At 52.7% G+C, this 25,324-nt stretch carries 23 protein-coding genes; 12 read left to right on the forward strand and 11 right to left on the reverse strand.

From position 1 onward, the window contains the following. Positions 1-40 precede the first annotated feature (40 nt). Both clpA and clpS read right to left on the reverse strand, forming a co-directional pair. Positions 41-2,308 carry an ATP-dependent Clp protease ATP-binding subunit ClpA gene (clpA, locus tag WKJ03_RS00815; protein ID WP_337840251.1) on the reverse strand — a complete coding sequence of 756 codons (2,268 nt, stop codon included), beginning with the start codon at positions 2,306-2,308 and terminating at the stop codon, positions 41-43. Positions 2,309-2,351: 43 nt separating this feature from the next. Continuing rightward, positions 2,352-2,672 (reverse strand): ATP-dependent Clp protease adapter ClpS, encoded by a 321-nt coding sequence (gene clpS, locus WKJ03_RS00820; RefSeq protein WP_337840252.1) that lies wholly within the window; start codon positions 2,670-2,672, stop codon positions 2,352-2,354. A gap of 251 nt (positions 2,673-2,923) precedes the next feature. Here clpS and cspD point away from each other — a divergent pair, with 251 nt between their 5' ends. Beyond that, complete coding sequence (cspD, locus tag WKJ03_RS00825) at positions 2,924-3,139, forward strand: cold shock domain-containing protein CspD (protein WP_337840253.1); 216 nt, start codon at positions 2,924-2,926, stop codon at positions 3,137-3,139. 74 nt (positions 3,140-3,213) lie between these two features. Here cspD and WKJ03_RS00830 read toward each other — a convergent pair whose 3' ends face one another. Beyond that, a complete protein-coding gene (locus tag WKJ03_RS00830; protein ID WP_337840254.1) occupies positions 3,214-5,436 on the reverse strand; it encodes an NADP-dependent isocitrate dehydrogenase in 2,223 nt (740 codons plus the stop codon). A gap of 226 nt (positions 5,437-5,662) precedes the next feature. On the opposite strand from WKJ03_RS00830, the gene WKJ03_RS00835 reads away from it, so the two are divergent. From WKJ03_RS00835 to WKJ03_RS00855, 5 genes are all read left to right on the forward strand, one after another. After that, positions 5,663-6,127, forward strand: a complete 465-nt coding sequence (locus WKJ03_RS00835; protein ID WP_337840255.1) for an NUDIX domain-containing protein — start codon at positions 5,663-5,665, stop codon at positions 6,125-6,127. Between the two features lie 67 nt (positions 6,128-6,194). Next, positions 6,195-7,295 carry a tRNA 2-thiouridine(34) synthase MnmA gene (gene mnmA / locus WKJ03_RS00840; RefSeq protein WP_337840256.1) on the forward strand — a complete coding sequence of 367 codons (1,101 nt, stop codon included), beginning with the start codon at positions 6,195-6,197 and terminating at the stop codon, positions 7,293-7,295. 3 nt (positions 7,296-7,298) lie between these two features. Further along, a complete protein-coding gene (gene hflD / locus WKJ03_RS00845) occupies positions 7,299-7,934 on the forward strand; it encodes a high frequency lysogenization protein HflD (RefSeq protein ID WP_337840257.1) in 636 nt (211 codons plus the stop codon). 11 nt (positions 7,935-7,945) lie between these two features. Further along, positions 7,946-9,316: an adenylosuccinate lyase gene (gene purB / locus WKJ03_RS00850; protein ID WP_337840259.1), complete on the forward strand. Its 1,371-nt coding sequence runs from the start codon at positions 7,946-7,948 to the stop codon at positions 9,314-9,316. A gap of 62 nt (positions 9,317-9,378) precedes the next feature. Beyond that, the gene (locus WKJ03_RS00855; RefSeq protein WP_337840260.1) at positions 9,379-10,533 is read left to right on the forward strand and encodes a cupin domain-containing protein; all 1,155 of its coding nucleotides are present in this window, start codon (positions 9,379-9,381) and stop codon (positions 10,531-10,533) included. Positions 10,534-10,589: 56 nt separating this feature from the next. On the opposite strand, the gene WKJ03_RS00860 is transcribed toward WKJ03_RS00855, so the two are convergent. Further along, complete coding sequence (locus WKJ03_RS00860; protein ID WP_337840261.1) at positions 10,590-11,012, reverse strand: DUF4826 family protein; 423 nt, start codon at positions 11,010-11,012, stop codon at positions 10,590-10,592. A 213-nt stretch (positions 11,013-11,225) separates the two neighbouring features. On the opposite strand from WKJ03_RS00860, the gene WKJ03_RS00865 reads away from it, so the two are divergent. Beyond that, a complete protein-coding gene (locus WKJ03_RS00865) occupies positions 11,226-12,269 on the forward strand; it encodes an amino acid dehydrogenase (protein WP_337840262.1) in 1,044 nt (347 codons plus the stop codon). On the opposite strand, the gene WKJ03_RS00870 is transcribed toward WKJ03_RS00865, so the two are convergent. Continuing rightward, positions 12,266-13,024 carry a hypothetical protein gene (locus WKJ03_RS00870; RefSeq protein ID WP_337840263.1) on the reverse strand — a complete coding sequence of 253 codons (759 nt, stop codon included), beginning with the start codon at positions 13,022-13,024 and terminating at the stop codon, positions 12,266-12,268. The two genes, WKJ03_RS00865 and WKJ03_RS00870, sit on opposite strands and share 4 nt — an antisense overlap. A gap of 178 nt (positions 13,025-13,202) precedes the next feature. On the opposite strand from WKJ03_RS00870, the gene wecC reads away from it, so the two are divergent. Continuing rightward, positions 13,203-14,435, forward strand: a complete 1,233-nt coding sequence (gene wecC, locus WKJ03_RS00875; RefSeq protein ID WP_337840264.1) for a UDP-N-acetyl-D-mannosamine dehydrogenase — start codon at positions 13,203-13,205, stop codon at positions 14,433-14,435. Positions 14,436-14,465: 30 nt separating this feature from the next. Here the strand turns inward: wecC and WKJ03_RS00880 are convergent, their stop codons facing one another. The 6 genes from WKJ03_RS00880 to WKJ03_RS00905 form a co-directional block, all read right to left on the reverse strand. After that, a complete protein-coding gene (locus WKJ03_RS00880) occupies positions 14,466-15,716 on the reverse strand; it encodes a hypothetical protein (RefSeq protein WP_337840265.1) in 1,251 nt (416 codons plus the stop codon). Beyond that, positions 15,703-16,962 (reverse strand): O-antigen ligase family protein, encoded by a 1,260-nt coding sequence (locus WKJ03_RS00885; protein ID WP_337840266.1) that lies wholly within the window; start codon positions 16,960-16,962, stop codon positions 15,703-15,705. The genes WKJ03_RS00880 and WKJ03_RS00885 overlap by 14 nt, the downstream gene beginning before the upstream one ends. Next, complete coding sequence (locus WKJ03_RS00890; protein ID WP_337840267.1) at positions 16,950-17,624, reverse strand: hypothetical protein; 675 nt, start codon at positions 17,622-17,624, stop codon at positions 16,950-16,952. Before WKJ03_RS00890 ends, WKJ03_RS00885 begins: the two co-directional genes overlap by 13 nt. Further along, positions 17,621-18,523, reverse strand: coding sequence for a glycosyltransferase (locus WKJ03_RS00895; protein ID WP_337840268.1), 903 nt, complete (start codon positions 18,521-18,523; stop codon positions 17,621-17,623). Before WKJ03_RS00895 ends, WKJ03_RS00890 begins: the two co-directional genes overlap by 4 nt. Before the next feature lie 86 nt (positions 18,524-18,609). Continuing rightward, on the reverse strand, positions 18,610-19,335 hold the full coding sequence (locus WKJ03_RS00900; protein ID WP_337840269.1) for a WecB/TagA/CpsF family glycosyltransferase: 726 nt from the start codon (positions 19,333-19,335) through the stop codon (positions 18,610-18,612). A 33-nt stretch (positions 19,336-19,368) separates the two neighbouring features. Further along, the gene (locus WKJ03_RS00905) at positions 19,369-20,421 is read right to left on the reverse strand and encodes a glycosyltransferase family 4 protein (protein ID WP_337840270.1); all 1,053 of its coding nucleotides are present in this window, start codon (positions 20,419-20,421) and stop codon (positions 19,369-19,371) included. A gap of 246 nt (positions 20,422-20,667) precedes the next feature. On the opposite strand from WKJ03_RS00905, the gene wecA reads away from it, so the two are divergent. From wecA to WKJ03_RS00925, 4 genes are read left to right on the forward strand one after another with little or no spacing between them, the layout of a single operon-like run. After that, positions 20,668-21,735 (forward strand): UDP-N-acetylglucosamine--undecaprenyl-phosphate N-acetylglucosaminephosphotransferase, encoded by a 1,068-nt coding sequence (gene wecA / locus WKJ03_RS00910; protein ID WP_337840271.1) that lies wholly within the window; start codon positions 20,668-20,670, stop codon positions 21,733-21,735. Positions 21,736-21,742: 7 nt separating this feature from the next. Continuing rightward, positions 21,743-23,059, forward strand: a complete 1,317-nt coding sequence (locus tag WKJ03_RS00915; protein ID WP_337840272.1) for a flippase — start codon at positions 21,743-21,745, stop codon at positions 23,057-23,059. Continuing rightward, positions 23,056-24,093: a nitroreductase family protein gene (locus WKJ03_RS00920; RefSeq protein WP_337840273.1), complete on the forward strand. Its 1,038-nt coding sequence runs from the start codon at positions 23,056-23,058 to the stop codon at positions 24,091-24,093. Before WKJ03_RS00915 ends, WKJ03_RS00920 begins: the two co-directional genes overlap by 4 nt. Then, positions 24,086-25,291 carry a polysaccharide pyruvyl transferase family protein gene (locus WKJ03_RS00925; protein WP_337840274.1) on the forward strand — a complete coding sequence of 402 codons (1,206 nt, stop codon included), beginning with the start codon at positions 24,086-24,088 and terminating at the stop codon, positions 25,289-25,291. The genes WKJ03_RS00920 and WKJ03_RS00925 overlap by 8 nt, the downstream gene beginning before the upstream one ends. Positions 25,292-25,324 lie beyond the last annotated feature (33 nt).

Raw genomic sequence — 25,324 nt, forward strand, 5'->3', positions numbered from 1 at the left:
CGGCTTTTAAGCCGGTTTTTTTCGTGCCATTTCCTGGCTGTCAGGCTTTTGCCTCCAGCAAATGACTCTCGACCAGGTAGTCAAACTCCAGGTTGTCACCTTTCAGGTCAACCCGGACATCGCCCCCCTGCGACAAACGGCCAAACAAAATTTCATTGGCCAGCGGCTTTTTCAGTTGCTCCTGAATCACCCGGGCCATTGGCCTTGCCCCCATCGCCTGATCATAGCCTTTGTCAGCCAACCATTGGCGGGCGGCCCCGCTAAGCTCCAGCGACACCTGTTTTTTATCCAGTTGCACCTGCAACTCGCAGATAAATTTATCGACAATTTGCAGAATAATGTCTTTGGATAAATGCTGGAACCAGATAATGCCGTCCAAGCGGTTACGGAACTCCGGGCTAAAGGTACGGTTAATTTCAGCTAAAGCATCATGGCTGTGATCCTGCTGTTTAAAACCTATGGTTTTGCGCACAGTTTCCTGTACACCGGCATTGGTGGTCATCACCAGCACCACATTGCGGAAATCCACTTTACGGCCGCTGTTATTGGTTAAGGTGCCATGGTCCATCACCTGCAACAAAATGTTGTAAATATCGCTGTGAGCTTTTTCAATTTCATCCAGCAACACCACGGAGTATGGGTGTTTGGATACCGCATCGGTCAGCAAACCGCCCTGGTCAAAACCTACATAGCCAGGCGGCGCGCCAATCAGGCGACTGACTGCGTGGCGCTCCATATACTCGGACATATCAAACCGCAGTAGTTCCACCCCCATGATTTTCGCCAGTTGTTTGGTCACTTCCGTTTTGCCAACACCGGTAGGCCCGGCGAACAGGAAGTTGCCTATAGGTTTCTCCTCGCTACCAAGGCCTGAGCGGGACAGACGAATCGCCGCCGTCAGCACATCGATGGGGGCATCCTGTCCAAACACCACCAGTTTCAGGTTACGGTCCAGGTTCGCCAATACATCCCGGTCAGAGGCTGACACCGACTTTTCAGGAATACGCGCCATTTTGGCAATAATGTGCTCAATTTCAGGCACATTAATCACTTTTTTGCGTTTGGACTCTGGTAACAAACGTTGACTGGCGCCAGCTTCATCAATCACATCAATGGCTTTATCGGGTAAATGCCGTTCATTGATGTATTTAGCCGACAACTCAGCCGCCGCCCGCAGTGCTTTTTGGGTGTAACGCACGTTATGGTGGGCTTCGTAACGCTCTTTTAAGCCCAGTAAAATTTTGGTGGTGTCTTCGACGCTGGGTTCCGCCACATCAATTTTCTGAAAACGCCGCACCAAAGCAGTGTCTTTCTCAAAAATGTTCTTAAATTCCTGGTAAGTGGTTGAGCCAATGCAACGTAAACGGCCGCTGGAAAGCAAAGGTTTAATCAGGTTCGACGCATCCATCACGCCGCCGGAAGCAGCTCCGGCACCAATTACTGTATGAATTTCATCAATAAACAGCACTGCATCTTTTTCCCGCTCAATTTCTTTGAGCAAGGATTTCAGGCGTTTTTCAAAGTCACCGCGGTATTTGGTGCCAGCCAGTAAAGCCCCCATATCCAGCGAATAAATGGTGGCATTGGCAATCACCTCTGGCACCTGTTGATTCACAATACGGTATGCCAGGCCTTCGGCAATAGCCGTTTTACCAACTCCGGCTTCGCCCACCAGTAAGGGGTTATTCTTTTTGCGACGGCACAACACCTGAATGGCCCGTTCCAGTTCCATATCACGCCCCACCAGCGGGTCAATCTGACCATTTTTCGCCTGAATATTTAAGTTGGCTGTGAAGTTTTCCAGGTAACTGCGTTCATCCATCCCGGCATCACTGCTGTCTTCCTGCTGCTCATCCTGCTGTTCAATTTTTTCGGCTTTAATCACACCGTGCGAGATGTAATTGACTATATCCAGCCGGCTAATGTCCGTTTTCTTCAGCAGGTAAACCGCCTGTGATTCCTGCTCACTGAAAATGGCCACCAGCACATTGGCACCATTCACTTCCGACTTGCCAGAGGATTGCACATGGAAAACCGCGCGTTGCAACACGCGCTGAAAGCCAAGAGTGGGTTGAGTGTCCCTGTCCAAATCACCTTCAGGTAACACAGGAGTCGTGGAATCAATAAAATGCGCCAAATCCTGGCGCAGCCTGTCGATATTGGCACCACAGGAGCGCAACGCTTCACCGGCCGCAGGATTATCCAGCAGAGCCAACAGCAAGTGCTCTACCGTCATAAATTCATGACGACGCTCGCGGGCAAACCGAAACGCCAGATTTAAAGTTAACTCAAGATCTTTATTTAACATACATCACCCCCAAATCCACCTGAGTTACGACCGCTTTAAGGCGTCAGGCCCGCTCCATTGTGCATAACAATGGATGCTCATGCTCTTTTGCATAATCTGACACTTGCTGCACTTTGGTTTCTGCAACCTCCGCAGTAAAAACACCACATACCGCCAGCCCTTCGTAATGCACTTTCAGCATAATTTCACTGGCTTTTTCATACTGCATATTAAAAAAACGTGTCAGTACGTCGATGACAAAGTCCATCGGCGTGTAGTCATCATTATGCAGTATGACTTTGTACATCGAGGGTGGTTGCAGCTGCTGCCGCGTTTTTTCCACCACTCCGTAGTCTGTAACGTTGTTTTCTTTAGAACCACTCATAAAACTATAGCTATGCCTGTATCAAGCTTCCAAGGGAAGATGCAGAAATACTGCATGGTTGTTAATGGCGACAAATGCCTGCTTTCTCAAGCATAAACACCGTCAAAAGCGACGCAAGCCTTTCTTTGGCTTTTGGCAAAAAACTTGACTAGATGAACAAATTATCTACAGTATTTGATGGAGTCCAGCGCGGCTCCTTCGCACGCACCGCCAAGAATACAGAATTGAGCTAACTTAGAGAAGGAAGTAGTATGGCTACCGGTAAAGTGAAGTGGTTTAATAATGCCAAAGGATTTGGGTTTATTCGTGAAGATGGCCGTGATGAGGACATCTTTGCTCATTATTCGACCATAAACATGGATGGCTACCGTACGCTGAAAGCTGGTCAGGATGTCGTTTTTGATCTGTCGGAAGGACCTAAAGGTCTGCATGCAGTCAATATTGTACTGCCCGAACAAAAATCCTGATGCACCAGCCTGAGGCCATGCAGCCAAACTAAAAAGCCGGGTTTCCCCGGCTTTTTACTGTCTGTGACTACCGCTTAGAGCGCAGCCAGCGCTTGGTTAAAGGTCTGGCTTGGACGCATCGCAGCGGATGCTTTGGTGTCATCCGGTTTGTAATACCCGCCAATATCCACCGCTTTACCCTGCACTGAATTCAGTTCAGTGACGATAGTGGCTTCATTGTCAGTCAACGCTGCGGCCAGCGGCGCAAATTTGGCGGCCAAAGCGCTGTCCTTGTTTTGTGCTGCCAACGCCTGAGCCCAATACTGTGCCAGGAAGAAATGGCTGCCGCGGTTATCCAGTTGACCCAGTTTACGGGTTGGTGACTTGTCATTGTCGAGGAATTTGGCGGTGGCCTGATCCAGCGTATCGGCCAGCACCTGAGCTTTGGCATTTCCAGTCACCTGGCTTAAATGTTCCAGTGAAGCCGCCAGCGCCAGGAATTCGCCCAAAGAATCCCAACGCAGGTGGTTTTCTTCCACAAACTGCTCGACGTGTTTAGGTGCAGAGCCGCCAGCGCCAGTTTCAAACAAACCGCCGCCGTTCATCAGAGGCACAATGGACAACATCTTGGCGCTGGTACCCAGCTCCAGGATTGGGAACAAGTCGGTCAGGTAATCACGCAACACGTTGCCAGTGACTGAAATAGTGTCCAGACCTGCTTTCATCCGCACCAGGCTGTGACGGGTGGCGTCTTCCGGTGACAGGATCTGAATATCCAGACCATTGGTGTCGTGTTGTTTTAAGTACTGCTCCACTTTGGCAATCAGCTGGGCATCATGGGCACGGTTTTTATCCAACCAGAACACCGCAGGAGTGCCACTCAGACGTGAGCGGTTCACCGCTAATTTCACCCAATCCTGGATTGGGGCATCTTTCACCTGACACATACGCCAGATATCGCCCTGTTCCACTGCATGTTCCAGCAGTACCGCGCCTTTTTGATCAATCACACGGACGGTGCCGTCTGCAGGGATCAGGAAGGTTTTGTCGTGTGAGCCGTATTCTTCCGCTTTTTGCGCCATCAGGCCCACGTTTGGCACTGAGCCCATGGTGCGTGGGTCGAAAGCACCGTGCTCTTTACAGAAGTTGATGGTTTCCTGGTAGACACCGGCGTAGCAGCGGTCCGGGATCACAAACTTGGTGTCCTGCAACTTACCAGCCGTATTCCACATCTGGCCTGAAGTACGGATAGCCGCTGGCATCGAGGCGTCGATGATCACATCGCTTGGTACGTGCAGGTTGGTAATGCCTTTGTCGCTGTTGACCATGGCCAAAGCGGGCGCTGTGGCATACACCGCCTGAATGTCGGCTTCAATTTCAGCTTTTTTATCGGCAGGTAAGGCCGCAATTTTGCTGTAGACATCCCCCAGACCGTTGTTGGCGTCAATGCCCAGCTCTGCAAAGGTTGAGGCATGTTTGGCGAACACATCAGCAAAAAAAGTGGTCACCACATGACCGAACAAAATAGGGTCCGACACTTTCATCATGGTGGCTTTTAAGTGCACAGAGAACAACACGCCTTTGACTTTGGCATCAGCCACTTGTTCGGCTAAAAAAGTCCGTAATGCGTTTTTGCTCATCGTTGCCGCATCAATAATTTCACCGGCTTGCAGGCTGACTTTTTCTTTCAGCACAGTCACCTCGCCAGACGCTGTGGTCAGCTCGATGCGTGCTGCACCGGCTTCTGCCACTGTGACAGACTTTTCGCTGCCATAAAAATCGCCATGGCTCATATGGGACACATGAGATTTGGAGTCTTTGCTCCAGGCGCCCATCGAATGAGGGTTTTTACGGGCATAGGCTTTGACTGAAGCGGGCGCTCGGCGGTCAGAGTTGCCTTCACGCAGCACCGGGTTCACCGCACTGCCTTTCACCCGGTCATAACGGGCACGGGCGTCTTTTTCTGCGTCAGTTTTGGCTTCTTCCGGGTAATCCGGTAAGTCGAAGCCCTTGGCTTGTAATTCTTTAATCGCCGCTTTTAATTGCGGAATGGACGCACTGATATTGGGCAGCTTGATAATATTGGCCTCTGGCTGGGTTGCCAGAATACCTAATTCAGTTAATGCGTCATTCTGACGCTGCGCATCGGTTAAACGCTCAGGGAACTGTGCCAGAATACGACCAGCCAGCGAAATATCCTGAGTTTCAATGGCAATGTCAGCCGCTTTGGCAAAAGCCTGAACTATTGGCAACAGGGAATAAGTCGCAAGCGCCGGTGCTTCGTCCGTAATGGTATAAATGATTTTTGAAGTGGTCATAGTGCTTCCTGGTGTTACAGCGATATTTTTGTAGCAAGAACCCTGAGATCTGTGCTGTTTTAAACGCGTTAAAGACGTGCGGTGACCGAGTATAACAGCGCAACCCCAGTGCGCCTAGTCGTGCCAGCCCAGCTTCGACTGAAGTCGAAGCTCCTGATGCTGTTAGGTAAGTCCAGCACAGAAAAAAACCAAGTGCTGACCGTTATTTTTTCACTTTGGAGAGCCCATGGACAGATCCGCATTGCATTTAACAGTGGCCGCTGTGCTGTATTACCAAGGCCGTTTTTTGCTGGTGGAAGAACGCGACAAGCGCACAGGTCAGCGGGTGTTGAACCAACCTGCGGGCCATGTAGAACCTGGCGAAGACGTCATTACAGCGGTTACACGCGAGCTCTATGAAGAGACGGGACTTCAGCTGGCCCCCTGTGCCTGGCTGGGTCTTTCTCAGCTAGACGCGGCCAACGGACACCATTATGTTCGTATCAACTTTGTGTTTATGCCCACTGCACTGCCAGCCCACTACCAGCCGCTGGACAACGACATTCTGGCGCTGCACTGGCTTTGCCTGGAGCAACTGAAGGCCTCTGCACTGCCGCTTCGCAGCCCCCTGGTGCTGCATGCCGCCGAACAATTTCAACAACAAAGCTGGTTGCCGCTGTCGGTAATTCAGCTGCCGGTGGCGGTATTATAGGGCTGTGGTTAGCCAGATTTGATGTTATAATCCGCGCCCGTTTTATCCCGGTGCAGAAAAGAGAGCCATGTCGGAAAACAGCAGTAAAAAAGTCATTGTCGGTATGTCAGGAGGCGTGGATTCGTCCGTCTCGGCTTATTTGTTGTTACAACAAGGCTATCAGGTCGAAGGCCTGTTTATGAAAAACTGGGAAGAAGATGACGACTCTGAGTACTGCGCTGCGGCCGAAGACTTAAAAGACGCCCAGGCCGTCTGTGACAAACTGGGTATCAAGCTGCATAAAGTGAATTTTGCCGCTGAATACTGGGACAATGTGTTTGAGTATTTCCTGGCGGAATACAAAGCCGGCCGCACACCAAACCCGGACATTATGTGCAACAAGGAAATCAAGTTTAAGGCATTTCTGGAGTTTGCCGCCGAAGCTTTGGGGGCCGACTATATAGCCACAGGGCACTATGTACAACGCCGGGAGCTGGACGGTCACTGGCAGTTATTGCGAGGTCTGGACAGCAACAAAGACCAGAGTTATTTCCTGTACACCATTGGCGAAGAGCATGTGGCGCAGACGTTGTTCCCGGTCGGTCACCTGGAAAAGCCTGAGGTGCGTGCTATTGCCGAACAGCAGGGCCTGATCACCCACGACAAAAAAGACAGCACCGGCATTTGTTTTATCGGTGAGCGTAAATTCAAGGATTTTCTGCAGCGCTATCTGCCGGCCCAGCCGGGCGATATTTACACCGTCGATGGTCAGAAGATTGGCCGCCATGAAGGCCTGATGTACCACACCTTGGGCCAGCGCAAAGGCTTGCTGATCGGTGGTCAGAAAGATGGCAGCGACGAGCCCTGGTACGTGGTGGCGAAAGATTTGATCAATAACAGGCTGATTGTCGCGCAGGGCCATGACCACCCTGCACTGCAGTCCAAAGGCTTAGTCGCCAATCAGCTGCACTGGGTGGACCGGACTGGTCCGGCGGCGCCTCTGCGCTGTACCGTCAAAACCCGCTACCGCCAGACCGACATTTCCTGCAGCCTGACCCCTATGCCGGACGGCACTGTGGTGGTGGTGTTTGACGAACCGCAAAAGGCCGTCACACCAGGTCAGTCCGCCGTATTTTATGCCGATGAGATTTGTCTTGGCGGCGGTATTATTCATTCAGCTATTCAATAAACTATGCAGCAGACTATTCAAAATCAAACATTGGCGCTGGCAGGTATTTGTCAGGCCCTGCGCTTACTGCAAAAAGTCACCCGCACCGCGGAGCTTTCCAGCAGCGATTTACATCACTGCCTCAATACAGTGGCCAACCTGAACCCGCAGGATGCGTTGGATGTCTATGGCGGCAGCACGGCGCATCTGAAAGAGGGTTATCAGGCGCTGGTCTCACAGCTTGGCGACAACAGCAAAAAAGATGTGGAGCTGACCCGTTATGTGGTGTCAGTGATCGCATTGGAACGCAAGTTAAACAAAACACCGGCCAATCTGGAACAACTGGGTAAAAAGCTCAGCCGGCTGGAGCAGCAGCTGCAGCATTTCTCTATTACCGATGAGTCGGTGATTGGTTCGCTGGCGGACACTTACGTGGAATGCATCAGCTCGCTGGGCACCCGCATTCAGGTCGCAGGCCAGCCTGAGCTGTTAAAACAGAATCTGGTGCAGCACAAAGTGCGCGCTTTATTGCTGGCAGCTATCCGCTCTGCGGTGTTATGGCGTCAGGCAGGCGGCAGCCGGTTACATTTTATTTTTAAACGCAAAGCCATTTTGGCCGAAGCCAAAGCAGTCTTACAACAACTCTCGACGATGCACTGATAGGAGCCCCCATGGAATTAACTGCACTGACCGCCATCTCCCCGGTTGATGGCCGCTACGGCGCCAAAGCTGCTGAATTACGCGAGTATTTCTCTGAATTCGGCCTGATTAAATTCCGCGTGCTGGTAGAAGTGCGTTGGCTGCAAAAGCTGGCGGCCACAGCAGCTATTGCCGAAGTGCCGGCCTTGTCAGAAAACGCCAATGCAGTGCTGAACCAGATTGTCGACAATTTTTCGCTGGCGGATGCTCAACGTGTGAAAGACATCGAGCGTACCACCAACCACGATGTGAAGGCTGTGGAATACCTGCTGAAAGAAAAAGTGGCGGATCATCCGGAACTGGCAGCAGTCAGCGAGTTTATCCACTTCGCCTGTACCTCAGAAGACATCAACAACCTGTCACACGGCCTGATGCTGACCGAAGCACGCGACAAAGTCTTACTGCCACTTTGCGATCAGTTACTGAACGAAATCAAACAATTAGCCTTGAAGTATAAAGCCATTCCTATGATGGCCCGTACCCACGGCCAGCCAGCGTCGCCCACCACTCTGGGCAAAGAGATGGCCAACGTCTATATGCGCCTGAAGCGTCAGCGCGACCAGATTGCTGGCGTTGAAGTGCTGGGTAAAATCAATGGCGCTGTAGGTAACTACAACGCTCATTTATCCGCCTACCCTGACCTGAACTGGCATCAGCTGTCTGAACAGTTTGTGACCAGCCTGGGCTTAAGCTGGAACCCGTTCACCACTCAGATTGAACCACACGATTACATTGCCGAACTGTTTGACGCCATTGCCCGTTTTAACACCATTTTGCTGGACTTCGACCGTGACGTTTGGGGTTATATTGCGCTGGGCCACTTTAAGCAGCGCACCATTGCCGGCGAAATCGGCTCGTCGACCATGCCTCACAAAGTCAACCCCATTGACTTTGAAAACTCAGAAGGCAACCTGGGCCTGGCCAACGCAATTTTCCAGCATCTGGCCGCCAAACTGCCGGTCTCCCGCTGGCAACGTGACCTGACCGACTCCACAGTGCTGCGCAACCTGGGTGTCGGTTTTGCCTACACTGTGATTGCTTACCATGCCAGCTTAAAAGGCATCAGCAAACTGGAAGTCAACGAAGCCAACCTGCTGTCGGAACTGGATGGCAACTGGGAATTACTGGCCGAACCTATCCAGACCGTGATGCGTAAATACGGCATTGAAAAACCGTACGAGAAACTGAAAGAGCTGACACGCGGTAAGCGGGTGTCTCCTGCCGATCTGGCCGTCTTTATCGACAAACTGGAGATGCCCGATACGGTCAAAGCTGAGCTGAAACAACTGCGGCCAGACAACTACATCGGTGCCGCCATCGCACTGGTCGACAGCCTGAACTGACAGGCACAGCAGCAACCACCACAGGGCGATTGATTCGCCCTGTGTTACTTTGGACAGAACCTATGTTTGAACTGAACCTCAATGACATTACGCCAGCCCGGTTTCTGGCCGAGTACTGGCAAAAAAAGCCGTTACTGATTAAAGGTGGCTTTAAAAATTTTCAGGATCCGATCAGTCCGGATGAACTGGCCGGTCTGGCTGGTGAAGAGGAAATTGAATCCCGTATTGTCAGCCAGCAGAATGGCGTATGGGATTTGGAAACCGGTCCTTTTGAAGAGTTTGACCAGTTTGGCGATCGCGGCTGGACCTTGCTGGTGCAGGCGGTGGACCACTGGCACCCGGATTGTGCCGCATTGATCGAACCTTTTCGTTTTATTCCCAACTGGCGCATTGACGATTTGATGGTCAGCTTCTCCACCGAAGATGGCGGTGTAGGCCCACATTTGGATCAATACGATGTGTTTATTATTCAGGGCTTAGGTCGCCGTCACTGGCGGGTGGGTATGCCAGACGCGTCTTTGCAACAGCACTGCCCTCACCCCCGCTTGCTGCAGGTGACCCCCTTTAAAGACTGCATTGATGTGATCACCGAACCTGGTGACATTCTGTATATTCCACCAGGCTGCCCACATGACGGTATTTCACTGGAGCCTTCACTGAACTACTCGGTCGGTTTTCGTGCGCCGGCGCAAAAAGATCTTATTACGGGTCTTGCCGATCACTTGATTGACCATGAGCTAACCGGTGAACGTTTTACCGATGCTGGCCGCACGCTGCCGGACTCCATCGGTGCTATCAGCGAGCAGGATTTGGCTCAGGTTCAACAGATGCTGCGTGCGATGATTGATGATAAAGACTTCACCAGCCAGTGGTTTGGTACTTATATCAGTCATGCCAAACACGAGCTGGATAGCACCGAACCCGACCCGCATTATCAGCTTGATGAAATTGCAGAATACCTGGATGAAGGTTCAGTACTGGCCAAACTGGGCGGTTTACGGACCTTGTATTACCAGAGCCGCAGTGACAGTGATATTCAGCTGTTTATTAATGGGGAGCGTTACCTGCTGCCCGCCGCAGAAAAAGCCACAGTGCTGAAGCTGACCGAACAAATCAGCCTGTCTGTTGAGGATGGCAAGTTTTTTGCGAAGGACGAAGGCCGGTTGGCGTTGCTGACCAGTCTGATTAACAAAGGTTATTGGTACTTTACTGAATAGCTTTCAACACACAAAAAAAGAGGCCTTTGGCCTCTTTTTTCAGTGTAAATTTAGCTTTACCCGGCAACCTTGTTCCACAGGTCTTCACGCTCAAACAGCTCGTACAGGGCTTCCGCCCTGTGCACCAGCAAGTTGGCAAAATCGACTTTGGTTTTATCCAGACCACCAGCATCCATGATTTGTTGCGCTTTCAACTGCCAGTGCAGGGAAAAAGCCCGCACTGCTTCACGCGCGTCTTTGGCGGCCGACAAGGCCATATGGTCGGTTGGCAAATCACCGCTGATCACCCAGTATTGCTTGCGGTCCTGCGCGGTCATTTTCCAGACCGCCATTAATGGTGGCAAGTAACGGGATTCAGAGACAGCCACTGTGTCGGGCAAAATGCCTTTTTCGGCAAGGTGCTGATTGGCTTTTTGAAATTGTTGGCGCACCCAGGCGCTGTTTTGCTCATCACGCTGAGCGTCAGACTGATTTGACATGATTTACTTCCTATACTCAAGTGCCGTTACTCTATGCGAGCCGAATCCAGCAATCAAGCCCTGTGACAGATTGTCGACAATCACCTGGTCTTACCAGATTTTGTTTTCGCGAAAACATGGCGTTGCCGCGGCTGAAATGGTACATTCCGCCGCGCAAAACCGGACGCTGTAACGACAGAAAAGCGGCGCCAGACAACCAACGGAGATCCCCACGTGGCAGTATTTAACCATCCTGAATTCGATAACCATGAACAAGTGGTGTTCTGTAGTGATGAAAGCACTGGCTTAAAGGCCATCATCGCCATTCACAACACAGCCTTAGGCCCGGCAACAGGTGGCTGCCGTATGTGGGACTATGCGGCTGACGAAGAAGCGCTGGTCGATGTATTGCGTTTATCCCGCGGCATGACCTACAAAAACGCAATGGCCGGTTTAGCCCTGGGTGGCGGCAAGTCAGTCATTATCGGTGATGCGAAAAAGATCAAATCCGAAGCGCTGTTCCGTAAATTCGGCCAGTTTGTGCACTCGGTCAGTGGCCGCTATATCAGCGCTGAAGATGTGAACATCACCACGGCTGACATTATGATGATCAGCAAAGAAACCCCTTATGTAGCCGGTAAAGAAGGCGCCAGCGGTAACCCGTCACCTTTTACTGCGCTGGGCACTTACAAAGGCATTAAAGCGGCCGTCAAACACAAGCTGGGCCTGGACTCTGTTGAAGGTCTGACAGTCGCGGTTCAGGGTCTGGGCAGTGTGGGTTTCTATTTATGTGAATACCTGCACACTGAAGGTGCCAAACTGATTGTCACTGACATCAACCCGGACTCCGTCGCCCGTGCTGTCGCCCAGTTTGGCGCCACCGCTGTGGGTCTGGATGAAATCTACAGCCAGCAGGCCGATATTTATGCCCCTTGCGCCTTAGGTGCCACCATCAACGACCAGACTATTCCTCAGCTGAAGTGCAAAATTATTGCAGGTTGCGCCAATAACCAGCTGAAAGAAAGCCGTCATGGTGACATCCTACGTCAGATGGGCATTCTGTATGCGCCAGATTACGTGATTAACGCCGGTGGCATTATCAACGTGTCACTGGAAATCCGCCCTGAAGGCTACAACGCTGACGAGTCCACCGCCAAGGTTAACCAGATTTACCATACGCTGCTGAATCTGTTTGAACGCGCTGAGCGCGAACAAAAGCCAACCAACGAAGTGGCTGACTTAATTGCCCAGGAAATTATCCGAAGCGCCCGCGGTTAATTCTGTGTCACGCTGGGGTCAGAGTCTGACTCTGACCCCAAGTTCACCGGCACCGCCTGATACCAGTCGGTCCAGTCTTTAGTCAACTGATACACCAGCATGCTGACGCCTTCAGCGGTCAGTTTGGACCAAAGATCAAAGTTGGATAAATTCACAGTCAGCAGGCAATTCAGCCCGCAGTTCACTGGCCGGAAGGTACTGCTGGAAGCGGCAAACACCTGCGCCTTCAACCCCTGCTCTTTCGCCAGCGCCGCCACCCGCAACGCATGGTAGTCGCTGCTAATCATCAGGTAATGCTGCGCCGAATCCAGCCGCTGCGCCAAGGTGGCCATTTCGTTGTAAGTGGTAGGCCCGGCGTCAAAACAGCTGGCCCTGGCATAAGTACTCTGCTGCTGCAGTAATTTCAGGTAAGGGCCACAGTGCAAAGTCGTCATATAGACATTGGCCGGGCGCTGTTGAGTGTTCAGCATCTGGGCCAGCTGCAAAATGCGGTTGCGGGCGCAGTCTGGCAGGCTGTGTTCATTGCCACCACAGCCCAGCAGTACGTAATCGCCGCTGAATCCTGCGGGCAGACTGCTTTGGATCTGGCTTTGATACCAGTCGCGCAGCTGGTTGGCCACCAGCGTATTCCCTGACAGATAAAACCAGAAAAACAGCAGCCAGAGGCCTTTACGCCGGTAACAGACACAAGCCAGCAGTAAGCCCCCTAAAAACAGGTTATGCGGATACAAAAAAGGTTCCAGTATGTCCTTCACGACAGATCTCCCGAATTGTGCAGCCGCCATCATACCTGCTCAGGCGCCATTCAGCTAAGTTTGTTATTTTGCTGAAAAATTTTTATCGTGCGGCCTGCCCGGCCCGATTCGGCCCCGGCAGCGCTGTGCTAAGATGACGCTAACTTTTCGGTTATATAGCAAGTCAACGGAGAACGCTATGTTTCAAACGGTATCAGTGATTGGTTTGGGTTATATCGGCTTACCTACAGCCGCTATGCTGGCCTCACGCAAATTGCGCGTTATAGGTATTGATGTGAACCAACACGCTGTCGATACCATCAATCAGGGCAAAATCCATATTGTGGAACCTGAACTGGATATGCTGGTGCACGCGGCCGTCACCGGCGGCTATTTGTCAGCGCAGACCACCCCTGTGCCAGCCGACGCTTTTATGATTGCCGTCCCTACCCCATTTTTTGATGATCTGTCACCGGATTTAACCTACGTTGAAGCGGCGGTGAAATCCATAGCTCCGGTGCTGCAAAAAGGCAATTTAGTGGTATTGGAGTCAACCAGCCCTGTGGGTACTACGGAGAAAATCTGCCAGTGGATCCGTGAAGCCCGGCCTGATTTAACAGTACCGACAGATTCGGCACAGCCCGATATTCATGTGGCCTATTGCCCGGAGCGGGTGTTGCCAGGCCGGGTGGTCTATGAGCTGATCGCCAATGACCGTATTGTCGGTGGTTTAACGCCGGCTTGTTCAGAAAAAGCCAAAGCCCTGTACCAGACCTTTGTCACCGGTGAGTGCCTGGTCAGCGACGCCCGTACCGCCGAGATGTCCAAGCTGACCGAAAACGCCTTCCGCGACGTGAATATTGCCTTTGCCAATGAGCTGTCGTTGATTTGTGACAAGCTGGAGATCAACGTCTGGGAACTGATCAAAATGGCCAACCGCCATCCACGGGTCAACATTCTGACCCCAGGCGCTGGTGTGGGCGGCCACTGCATTGCGGTCGATCCCTGGTTTATCGTGCACTCAGCGCCAGAGCAGGCCAAACTCATCCGTACTGCGCGTGAAGTGAACGACTTTAAACCAGAGTGGGTGCTGCAAAAGATTCTGTCAACTGTGGCCAACCACAGCCTGCACAAGCCGTCAATCGCCTGCTTTGGTCTGGCCTTTAAACCGGATATCGACGATTTACGTGAAAGCCCGGCTTTGCATATCGTCAACGATCTGGCGACCCAATACCAAGGCAAGATTTATGCGGTGGAGCCCAATGTGGAGCACAGCAACAAATTGGCCGCCAATGTGGAGCTGGTGTCGGTCGAACAGGGCTTAAAAGCCGATATCATTGTGATCCTGGTGAATCACAAAGGCTTTGGTGATCTGGATTTCAGTAAAAATACGCTGATTAACGTGGTGGGTCCGCTGCGCAGCGCGCATTGATGTACCAAAGCGAATTGCCAGACGGGCGGGTTAAACACCGCCCGTTTTTTTTCGGCGTATTTCAAACCAGCAGGCAAGCGCCAGCATCAGCGTTACTGTCATATTCCCCGCTAAGAATAACCAGGACGTGATTGCCACTGTAAGCGCGCTGTTAAACCACAAATAGCCTGATGATGTCAGCACAACGGCCAGAGTCACCAGGGATGCTTTGCGTTTATTGGCCCCCAGCGACGTCAGCAAGACTTCAAAATAGGTTTTTACCAGAGTCAGCCACAAAGTCGTCAGCACCAAATGCAGCATCAGCACCGCATCCGCCGACAGGACTTCGTGAAAACACAGCTCATACAACCACTCGGCCAATGGCCACATCACAACATAAGGCACAGAGAGCACCGGCAGGCTCAGCAACAGCATTTTGCGGAAAAACTGCAGTTTGGCGCCGAGCTCCGTTAGCCGGCTTAAACGGGATAAAAACACCTGAGAAAAAATCACCGGCAGCAAAGTGACAGGCATAAACAAAATAAATAACTTACGGAACTGCCCAAGCTCCAGCAGGCTGCTGAACAGTGCCAAAAAAATAAAGGGGATATTGGTCATCACAATGGCGAACAAATCAGCCCAGGCAAAAGGCAACCGCTCGACAAAGGAATGCCAGCCCAACTGACGGCCAAATGCCTGTCGATAAGCTTGCCAGTGCTGACACAGCTCAGGCCAGACGACAGCCAACCCCATCCACACAGGCACCAGGCCACAGATCAAAATAGCCCACAGCACCTCCTCCACCGAGTTCAGCACATCCAGCATCAGCAGCAGCAAGACCACACCAAGGCAAAGCGCACTGATAAAGTTGGTTTTCACCTCAACAAAAAACTGCTGACGACCTTTGAGGTAAGAAAACAACGCCTGAGCCAAGGCCCACAGCAGGCCTATCCCCAGACTCAAGGCATAGAGCTCAAACGCCACTTCACTCTGACCACTGGCCACCCACAAGGCAGCGCCGCCCAGCAACAGCAAGAAAACACCGGCCGACAATAACAGTGAGTTAAACAATAAGGCGGGCTCCTGCCGCTGGGCACTGTGGTGGATCAGGTAAAAACTAACCCCAAAAGCGATGGCCGGGAAAAACAGATTGGCCAGCATATAGACATAACTGAACAAACCAAAATCGGCGTCCAGCATATACCGCGCCAACAACAGGTTTAGCAGCCAGCGTGAACCAAAGTTCAGGCCATGGGCCAGGCTGTTATTAAAGAGTTTGCGGATAAAGTCATGACGCAGCATCGGCAGCCTCATCAGCAGGTAGCAACAACCAGGCGTTGGCTAAAGCCCATACAGGCCAGAGCATGCCAGAGCTCAACACATGACCGGCCACCACAGCAATGCCCAACAACAGGCTGTTCAGCAACAGCACTGAGGCACTCAGCACCGATGGCCTGTTCAGATGGCAACTCAGACTGTGCAGCCAAAAACCGCAAAAGACCCAGCAGGTCCAGAGCAACCCCGGCACCCCATAAAAAATAAATAAATCAAACAGATCCGATTCGGCCCAAAACTTCCAGCTGTGGCTGCTGACTCCGGCCATGCCAATGCCAAAGAGGCGGTGCCATTCGCTGTAATAGTCGGTGCTGATTTGCCAGATCGCCAGTGCATACTGATCACGTGAGGACAACAGCACGCCCGCCAGGCCCTGGTTCTGGTACACATACTGCAGTTTTTGCCACAGCCCCAACTGCTGCAACAGGTCTGGCAGCTTCAGACCCGCCAGCACCACACAGAGCAGTATTAAAGCAACCAACAGCCCTTTCCACTTTGAACTCAGGCTGGCCCAGCAACCCCAGAGCGGCACCGCCAGTATCAGCAAAACCACACCGGCCAGGCCGGTTTTGGTCAGCAGCAGACTGGCACAGCCAATCCATGCCGCAGCCAGCAGCAAAAAACCGGCTTTGTGCCGTTGCCAGCACAACGGCAGGCTTAAGGCCGCCAGCGCCAACAGCACCACAGACACCTCATTGGCGGCATTAAAAAAGCCCTTTGAGCCTAAATCCAACTGGGGCAAATGCGGTTGAGGTAAATAAGAACTGTAGCCAAAACCGACAGCGCCCAATGCAAAATTCAGCAGCACAGTGGCCAGGTTCAGCCCCAGCATCCAGGCCGCTCCCTGTCTGAATAGCCCCGGTTCCGCGCGGCACAAGGCGGCGAAATAGGCAAAACAGAGCACTGGGGAGAGCAGCTTCAGAACCAGGCTGATGTCGTCGGCCGGGCTCAGGCCATAACGCAACTGGCTGTACAAAGGGCCCAGCATCAGCACAGTACCGGCCAGCATCAATGCACACAGCAGATGGGGCGCCAGCAGGCTCAGGCGCCAGGCAGTCAGCAGTAATAAACTGAGTTTATAAAGCGCAGAAAGACCAAAAGAGCGGCCCCACTCATTGAGTAAAAAACCATTGAGGGCATCCACCAGCAAATAGGCTGAAAACAGCCACAACAACAGGCGATCCGCATAATACCAGCGGGTTACTGAGAGCATTTTTGCAACCGTCTGAATAACAGCAACTGAAACATCAGTAAAAAGCCAGTCACGGCGGCAAAAACGGCCCACCAAAACCAGGGACGGGACAAGGCTTTGTCACCGCCTGAAGGCGGCTGCAGCCACTGCAGCGCAAAAGGATGCAAGGCTTCAGCCTGTTGCAGTTCAGCAGCAAGCAGTGGATCCGGTGCCTGCTGCATCAGGTGTTGACGTTCTGTGATAAAACGCTGCTGCAGGCGCTGATCCCAGCGTTGAACCAAATCGGTCAATTGCTGGCTGGCCTGGCCCGGCTGCTGACTGGTCCAGCGCAGCGCCACCAGATTGCCGCGACGTTTATGCTCCAGGCTCAGCTGCGATGGCTGCGCATTGAGTTCTGTCCAAAACGCCGGGGCTTTAAGCATCACCAGAGCCCGGCTCATTTCATCGGCAGCAGCGCCGCCCACATTGGCTGGGTTCTTATCCAACGCAGGGTCGCGTCTGCTCAGGCGCTCGGCCTGCCAGTCGGTCAGCGTCAGTACGGCTGTGCTGCGGTACAGTGGTGGCTGCCACAACGCAAAGGCTGTGGCAGCCACAGCACAAAGCAATGCGGCAACGAATAATAGCAACGCACGTTCACGCAGCAGCCGCAGGCTCTGGCTGATAAAATCGCTGGAGTTGTTCATTTGCCGGAAAATAACCCTTTGATGCCTTTGGTCAATAACTGCTGACGCAGCTTGATCAGCCAGTGTAGCTTTTGTTTCAGGTAATAGCGGATCTTGGTGCCCCAAAGCCCGTAGCGGCAGAAAAACACTAACCGAGGGAAACTCAGCTTCTGTTGCTCCATCACCAGCCGGTAAAACAGCTGATTCTGCTTATTGCGTTCATTCATCAAAGGCAGATGCTTTTCCATAAAGTAACTTTGTGCCGCCAGCCGTTTTGGCGAGGTGGTAATACGGCCCAGTTCATGGCCGACATGCACCACATAAGTGGCTTCACTCAAACGCAGTGCTTTGCCATAGGCAGCCACCAGCCGGATCCACATATCGTAGTCCTGAAAAGCGGCCAGTTGCACATCAAAGCCGCCCTGCGCCAGCATGCGGGCCCGTTTTACCAGCACCTGATTGGACAACACATGCACATCCAGCAGTTCAGCCAGGCCGATTTGTGCCTGCTCCGGATACAGTTGTTTGCGATGGCTGCCGTAATCCCAGAAATAACTGGAACAGACAAAAGCAAACTGGTCGTCATAGGCCTGATACAAGGAACTTAACCTGTTGGGCAAAAACTCATCGTCATCGTCAATGCCGGTGACAAACTCCCCTTTGGCTTCGGCAATGGCGAGATTCCGGGCAGCACAGGCGCCCTGGCCCGTTGGCTGCCGGAATAGCCGGACCCGTGGATTGTCAGCATAACGCTGGTTCAGCACCGCCCAGGTGTCGTCTTTGGACGCATCATCCACCACCAGTAACTCGAGATTCGGATAATCCTGCGCCAGCACCGACTCAATAGCCCGCTGTGACATTTGTGCCCTGTTGTAGGTGGGCATATAAACACTGATTAAAGGCAGCTCTGTTGTATTCACTGCATCACCCTGTTGTAGTTTTATCCCCTTCGCACTTGACGCTGCCGCTTTGCTGACGGCAACGTCAAGTGATTTGCCTGTGTGCTTCAGACCTTGTGAGTCAGGTAACGCCAGACAAAAGTCACCAGATTCATCTGTCGGCCAATACGGGACGGCTGCGATAACAAGCGGTAGGCCCATTCCAGATGCAGTTTGCACCAAAGCGCTGGCGCCCGTTTCACATGGCCGGTGAAGACATCATAAGTACCACCCACGCCCATGTAATAGGCATCCGGCAACTGCTGTTGGCAGTTGCCGATAAACAGCTCCTGACGCGGTGAGCCCATCGCCACAGTGACCATTTTGGCGCCACTTTGGGCAATACGCTGAATAAGCGCCTCTTCGTCTTTAAAATAACCGTCCTGAGCATCCACTACCTGAACGCCCATCGCCTGCAGTTTCGCCACCGTCTCCTGCAGGACTTCAGGTTTAGCGCCAACTAAAAACACCGGCGTTTTGGTGACGGCCGCTTTGGCCATCAGCGCCTGCCACAACTCACAACCCGGTATACGCTGCACTTTGCGTTTCAGTTTACGCCGCATCACTTTCACCACACCCATGCCGTCGGCGTAGCGGATGTCCGCCTGATTCAGCAATTGCATCAGCTGAGGGTTTTTCCCGGCGGCTATCACTTTTTCCGGGTTCATCGCAATGGCGGAACCGGCAAACACTGTGCCATCATCATGTACTATGTAATTCACCAACTCTGGCATATCACGAAATGCCATCACACCAATACCACCCACCTGTACGACTTCGGGTTGCTGCACCATATAAATCCTCCGGCACATGGCCGTATTTACGGGTTATTCGTTTTTCCCCAGCACCTGCTGGTAAATGCGCTGCACCTGCAGCGCCACTTCAGACACAATACAGGCTTGCGCCTGCTCTCGTCCGACCTGTTGCAATGCCTGGTAGTCTGAGTCCGGTAAACTTAATAGCTGCTGAATTTTTTCCGGGAACAACGCGTCCAGCTCAGCTTCGGTCTGCTGTGGAATAAGCCATTCTGGCCGGTCCGCCAGCTGCTGCATTGAACCGTCGGTCTCTGTTGCAATCACCGGGGTATAGCAGGCCATGGCTTCGGTCATCACCAGGCCAAAAGATTCATTGCGTGACAAACTTAAAAAACAACGCGCCCGCTGGTACAGGACTTTTAATTCATTGCTGGATTTAGGCCCCAGCAACTGCACATTGGGGTAAAGTTGTATCGCCTGCTCGATCCGGGTCTGATAAGGCCCTTTACCGACCAATGCCACTTTGTAATCAGCCAGAGCGGGCAACAGACGGATCAATCTGTCCATGCCTTTATTCTGGTCCAGCGCACCGACATACAGCAGATCGATGTCTTTTTGTTCGCGGCTTAAAAACTCCGTCTGCGCAAAAGTGGCGTCAATCCCGGCCGAAATCACCGGTGCGTCATCTGGTGCCTGCCAGGCGCGCTGCTTTAACTTCTCACTGCTGTACAGCCATTGGTCAACCCAGCCACAGCTCCAGCGGTACAAGGTCGAAAAAGGTTCGTAATAATAAATATCACTGCCGTGGCAGGTCACCATAATTTTCACCCTGGGGTTGCGCACCAGTTTATAGAAAATCGCGAGGAAAATTGTGGGATAGAAAAAATGCACATGCAGCAGGTCCAGTTTGTGGCGGCTCAGCACATAACGCCAGACAAACTGCAAAAACAACACGGGGTATTTCAACAGCCGATTGAGGCGGGAATCACTGTGCCAGCTCATGTAAAAATACAGCACCGGCATCAGCTCTGACAGCGCCTGCATTTGGGTGCGAACAAACTGCCCCTGAAACGGAGCGGACGCCTTGGGTCCCATATTGGTCAGGATCAAAATACGTGGGTTCACCTGAACGAACACTCCTTCTGTACTTTGCTATAGGCTTTAGCCGCTAAGGGGTTGATCAATAGTATAAAATTCAGCCAAAACCAGGCATTGAGCAGCCAGTCCCTGCGAAAAACCGCATTAGAGCATTTTTTTAAAGCAAAGTCGTTATACCGCATAACTTTCTCCGCTGACGCCAATAGTCAGCCCGGGAAAACTCCCCTATAATCAGGCCAGTTTCGGCTGAATCAGCTGCCCTCCGGACTTTGTATGACCGAGCATTTACAGTTATTTATCACCACTTTTGTGATCACCCTGCTGGCCATTTTTTTAATGATCCCCCTTGCCAACAAAATAGGCCTGGTTGATAAGCCGGCCGGCCGCAAGCAACATGTCGGGGCCGTGCCTTTAATTGGCGGCATTTGTGTCTTCACCGGCGTCGCCCTGACCTTAAGCTGGTTTGGCCTGCCGGATAATGTGCATTATTACTACCTGCTGTGCGGTGGCATTATTGTGGTATTGGGCGTGTTTGACGACTTTTATGACCTGAGTGTCAAACTGCGTCTGGTGGTGCAATTGTTAGTGGGCGCCACTATGGTGTATGGCCTCGAGCTTTATGTCAGCAACCTTGGCAATTTGTTTGCGCTGGGGGATGTCAACCTGAGTTATATCGGCATTCCTTTTACCCTGATCGCCGTGATCGCTGCGATTAACGCCTTTAATATGATCGACGGCATCGATGGTCTGGCCGGTATGATGGCCGGAGTCAGTTTTGTTTCTGTCACCCTGATGATGTCGGTCGGCGGCCAGCTGGACCACGCCGTGCTGCCGATGATCCTGGTGTTTGCGCTGATCCCTTACCTGCTGTTTAACCTGGATGTGGTCGGCAAAGGCAAAGGTAAAATCTTTATGGGCGACGCCGGCTCCATGCTGATAGGCCTGACTGTCATTTGGCTGCTGATTATCGGCACCCAAAGTGACAGCGCCAGTTTCCGCCCTGTCACAGCGCTATGGGTCATTGCGGTACCGCTGATGGATATGGTGGCTATTATGCTGCGCCGCATCCGCAAAGGGCAGTCGCCTTTTAAAGCTGACCGGGAACACCTGCACCATATCTTTTTGCGTCTGGGTTTAAGTTCGCGCCAGGCCCTGGTGGTGATCACCAGCTTCTCCTGCATGCTGGCCACCGCCGGTGTGATTGGTGAATACCTGATGGTGCCGGACTTGATTATGCTGCTCTTGTTCCTGCTGGTGTTCAGTGCTTATTCATACGGTCTGCAACATATTTGGCGCATTATCCGTCTGCTCAGACGTTACCAAGCCAAAGGCCGTGGTTGACTAAAACGTGGTGAACTTACTGAAAAAGCTGGCACAGGCCAGAGCCGTTGCACTGGTTGGCGAGCGGTTAATCCGCCTGGGCGCCGCCGCTGTGATTACGGTGATTGTCGCTCAGATGCTGGGGCCTGCCGCCACCGGCTATTACGCCATTGTGATGACCTGGAGTGCTTTTCTGGCCCCACTGGCCAACCTGGGGATGAACAATCTGGTGCAAAAGCAGGTGCAGTCGGCACCAACACCGGCTGACGGTTCCTCCATTCTGTTTACTGCGGTCTGGCTGCGGCTGGCTGCTGGCGTGTTGTTTGGTACCTTGATGTGGCTGGGCTTTGCCTGGTATTTGCCCGCCGAATTCGATGCCTACCTGCCAAGCGCAGCGGCTTTGTTTGTCGGTCAGATCTTTATCGCCTTTATCCTGTTTGAATACCATGAAAATTACCAGGGCCATTTCCGTACTCTGGCTTATGGTCGTCTTGGCATTGCCATGCTCTGCCTGCTGGCCAAACTCTGGGTGCTGTACGCTGGCTATGGCATTGACGCGCTATTTTGGGTGATGGGCGTCGAGTTTGCCGCCACCGGCTTTTACCAGTACCTGCTGTTTTGCCGCCATAACCCGCATTTTGGCCGTTTCCGCCAGGTGAAGGCCCGGCTGACCTGGGCCAAAGAGCTGGTGCGCCGTTCGTCCTGGCTCTGGATGTCCGGCATTTTATCGGTGGTGTACCTGCGTATTGACGTGGTGATGATTGAACGCCTGCTGGGCATAGAACAAACCGGGGTGTATTCCGCGGTCAGCCGCTTGTCTGAGCTCTGGTACCTGATCCCTGCCACTTTAGCAGTACGGTATTACCCGGATTTGCTGAAACAGCATCAACACAGCTGGAGCTGTTATTTACTGCTGTTACGTAAATACTGTGGTTATTTTCTGGCCATGGCGCTGGTGATTGCAATTCTGATGTTTGTGCTGGCCCCGCCTTTGGTACCGCTGGTGTTTGGCGACGCCTTTGCCGCTGGTGTGCCAGTGCTGCAAATTCATATCTGGGCCGGTATGTTTATTTTTGTGCGTTACCTGATCAGTCAGCATTTGGTGATCACGGGTCAGGAGCCTTTATCGCTGGCCAGCCATGGTGTGGGCGCTGTCCTGAATGTGCTGCTGAATTTCTGGCTGATCCCCTTGTATGGTCTGCAAGGGGCGGCCTGGGCCACGTTAATTTCTTATGCTTATGCGTCGTTCTTTTTTCTGTTTTTTTCGCGTCGCTGCCGCTCACACTTCTGGCAGCTGTGCAAAGCCCGGCTGGGCCAGCCCGATATCAAGAGTGAACCTGTATGAAAAAACATTTACAACAACTGCGACAAAAACTGGACAGGACGCTGTTGCCTTTGGCGGCCAAAAGCCGGCTGGCCGCCAATCTCTATTATGCGTTTTTTAACCCGCATTTTCGCCGTGAGCAGCACGCCACAGCCGCAGGCCGCCAGCATTACCATCAGCATGAAGAAAGCAGCACCATTGCCAGTGTGATCCTGCGCCGCAATATTCACCGGCTGGAAAAAGGCCTGAGCATGGTGCCGCGCAAGCCGTTGTTTGCGCTCGATTATATAGATGAAACCCTGACGGCTTTGCAAAACCTGCTGCATGATCACCAGGCGCTGGATTTGGTGCTGCTGAAATACTGCCATGACGTGCTGGACAGCTACTTCAGTGTTACCCAATGGCCGGCCCATGCGACTCAGCCTGGCCTGTTTGCCGCCTTACAGGCGCAGATAGCGCCTCGCCTGCAGCAAGGCCGGCTGGCCGCCCCAGCTCCGTATGCACAGCGGCCCCGAGCCCCTATCAGCTACGACGATTTTTACACCTTGTGCCAGCAGCGCTGCTCGGTGCGCACCTTTTTAAGTCAGCCAGTGCCCCGTGCTGAACTGGAAAAAGCCGTCAGTGCCGCCGCCCAGGCCCCCAGTGCCTGTAACCGCCAGCCCTTTCGGTATATCGCAGCGACCGAAGGCGAGATGTTGACGAAACTGGCCAATCTACCCATGGGCACAGTAGGTTATGCCAATGGCATTCCGGCGCTGCTTGCCGTGGTCGGTGATTTAAGTGCTTACCCTTTTGAGCGTGACCGCCATGTGATTTATATCGACGCCAGCCTGGCCAATATGCAGCTGATGCTGGCCCTGGAAACCCAGGGTCTGGCCTCCTGCTCTATTAACTGGCCGGATATTGAAAACTATGAAAAGAAAATCGCCCGGCTGCTGAAATTACAGCCGTTTGAACGGGTGGTGATGCTGATTGCCGTCGGCTATCCGGACCCGGCAGCGTTGATCCCCCACTCTGAAAAGAAAACTGCCACGGAGCTTTTGTCCTATGTCTGAATTAGAGCCAACCCACGCCGCCCCAGCGCAGCGCCCTCTGCTGGTGGAAATCAAAGGGGTGCAATTTCGCAATAAAGGCGCTTACCTGATGCTGCTGGCCTGTTTGCAGGGCCTGAAAACCCTGAACAACACCGAACTGGTGCTCTCGCCCGGCCCAAACCTGCCCTACAAAGAACGGGCCTTATTAGGCGCCTGGCAAAAGCTGTCGTTTCGCAGGAAGGGCCTGGATTTAACCGGTACTTTGGGCAAACTGCCGGGCGCGCTGCGCCGCGTCCTGCGCCGTTATGGCATAGTGACAGAGCGGGATGTGGATGTGATTCTGGAAGCCAGCGGTTTTGCCTATGGCGACCAGTGGCCACTGCAGTTCCTGCAGAATACAGCACGTGAAGTCAAACGCTTTCACCAGGCCGGTAAGCCCTTTATTTTTATGCCCCAGGCCTTTGGTCCTTTTAGCAGCAGTGAAAGCAAAGCGGCAATGCGCGACATTGTTGAGCATGCGGCTCTGGTTTATGTGCGCGACCCGGTGTCGTTAGAGCATGTCAAAGGTTGTGTCGACAGCCTGCCTGATACTGTGCGGCTCACCCCCGACTTTACCATTGGCCTCAAAGGCCACAGCAGCAGCGCTTTTCCGCTGATTGACGGCCCTTTTGCTGCGCTTATTCCCAACAGCAAAGTGGTGTCAAAATTTAACCATGCCAATGCTGAAGCACAGCGCACCAACTATGTCGAAGCTTTTGCCGCTGCCGCCAATCAGCTGGTGGAACTGGGTTATGCGGTGTTGTTGGTCAATCACGAAGGGGAAGAGGATCAGCGGTTATGTGAAGAAATAGCCCGGCTGGCCCCCTGCGAGATTATCCGGATTGAAGATCCGCTGGCGGTAAAAGCCTTTATCGGCAGCGCCAGCCTGGTGGTCAGTTCACGTTTTCACGGCGCTATTAACGCGCTGAGTCAGGGCGTGCCTTGTATCGCCACCAGCTGGAGCCATAAGTATCACGCCATGATGGCCGATTTTGGCATGGCCGGTTATTGCCTGGAAACCCTGTCGGCCGTCAGCCTGACCCAAAAAATCAGCCAACTGATGGGCGAGCGCGACCAGTTAAGCCCGCTGCTGGCCAGCAACGCGGCCACGCTGAAGCAAAAAAACCAGACCATGTGGCAAGGCCTGTATAAAACCCTGGATAGATACCTGGGTCGGTAAATCGCTGTTTCAGCAATAAAAAAACCGGCAGCG

This window comes from Rheinheimera sp. (genome assembly GCF_037442525.1).
GTDB lineage: Bacteria > Pseudomonadota > Gammaproteobacteria > Enterobacterales > Alteromonadaceae > Pararheinheimera.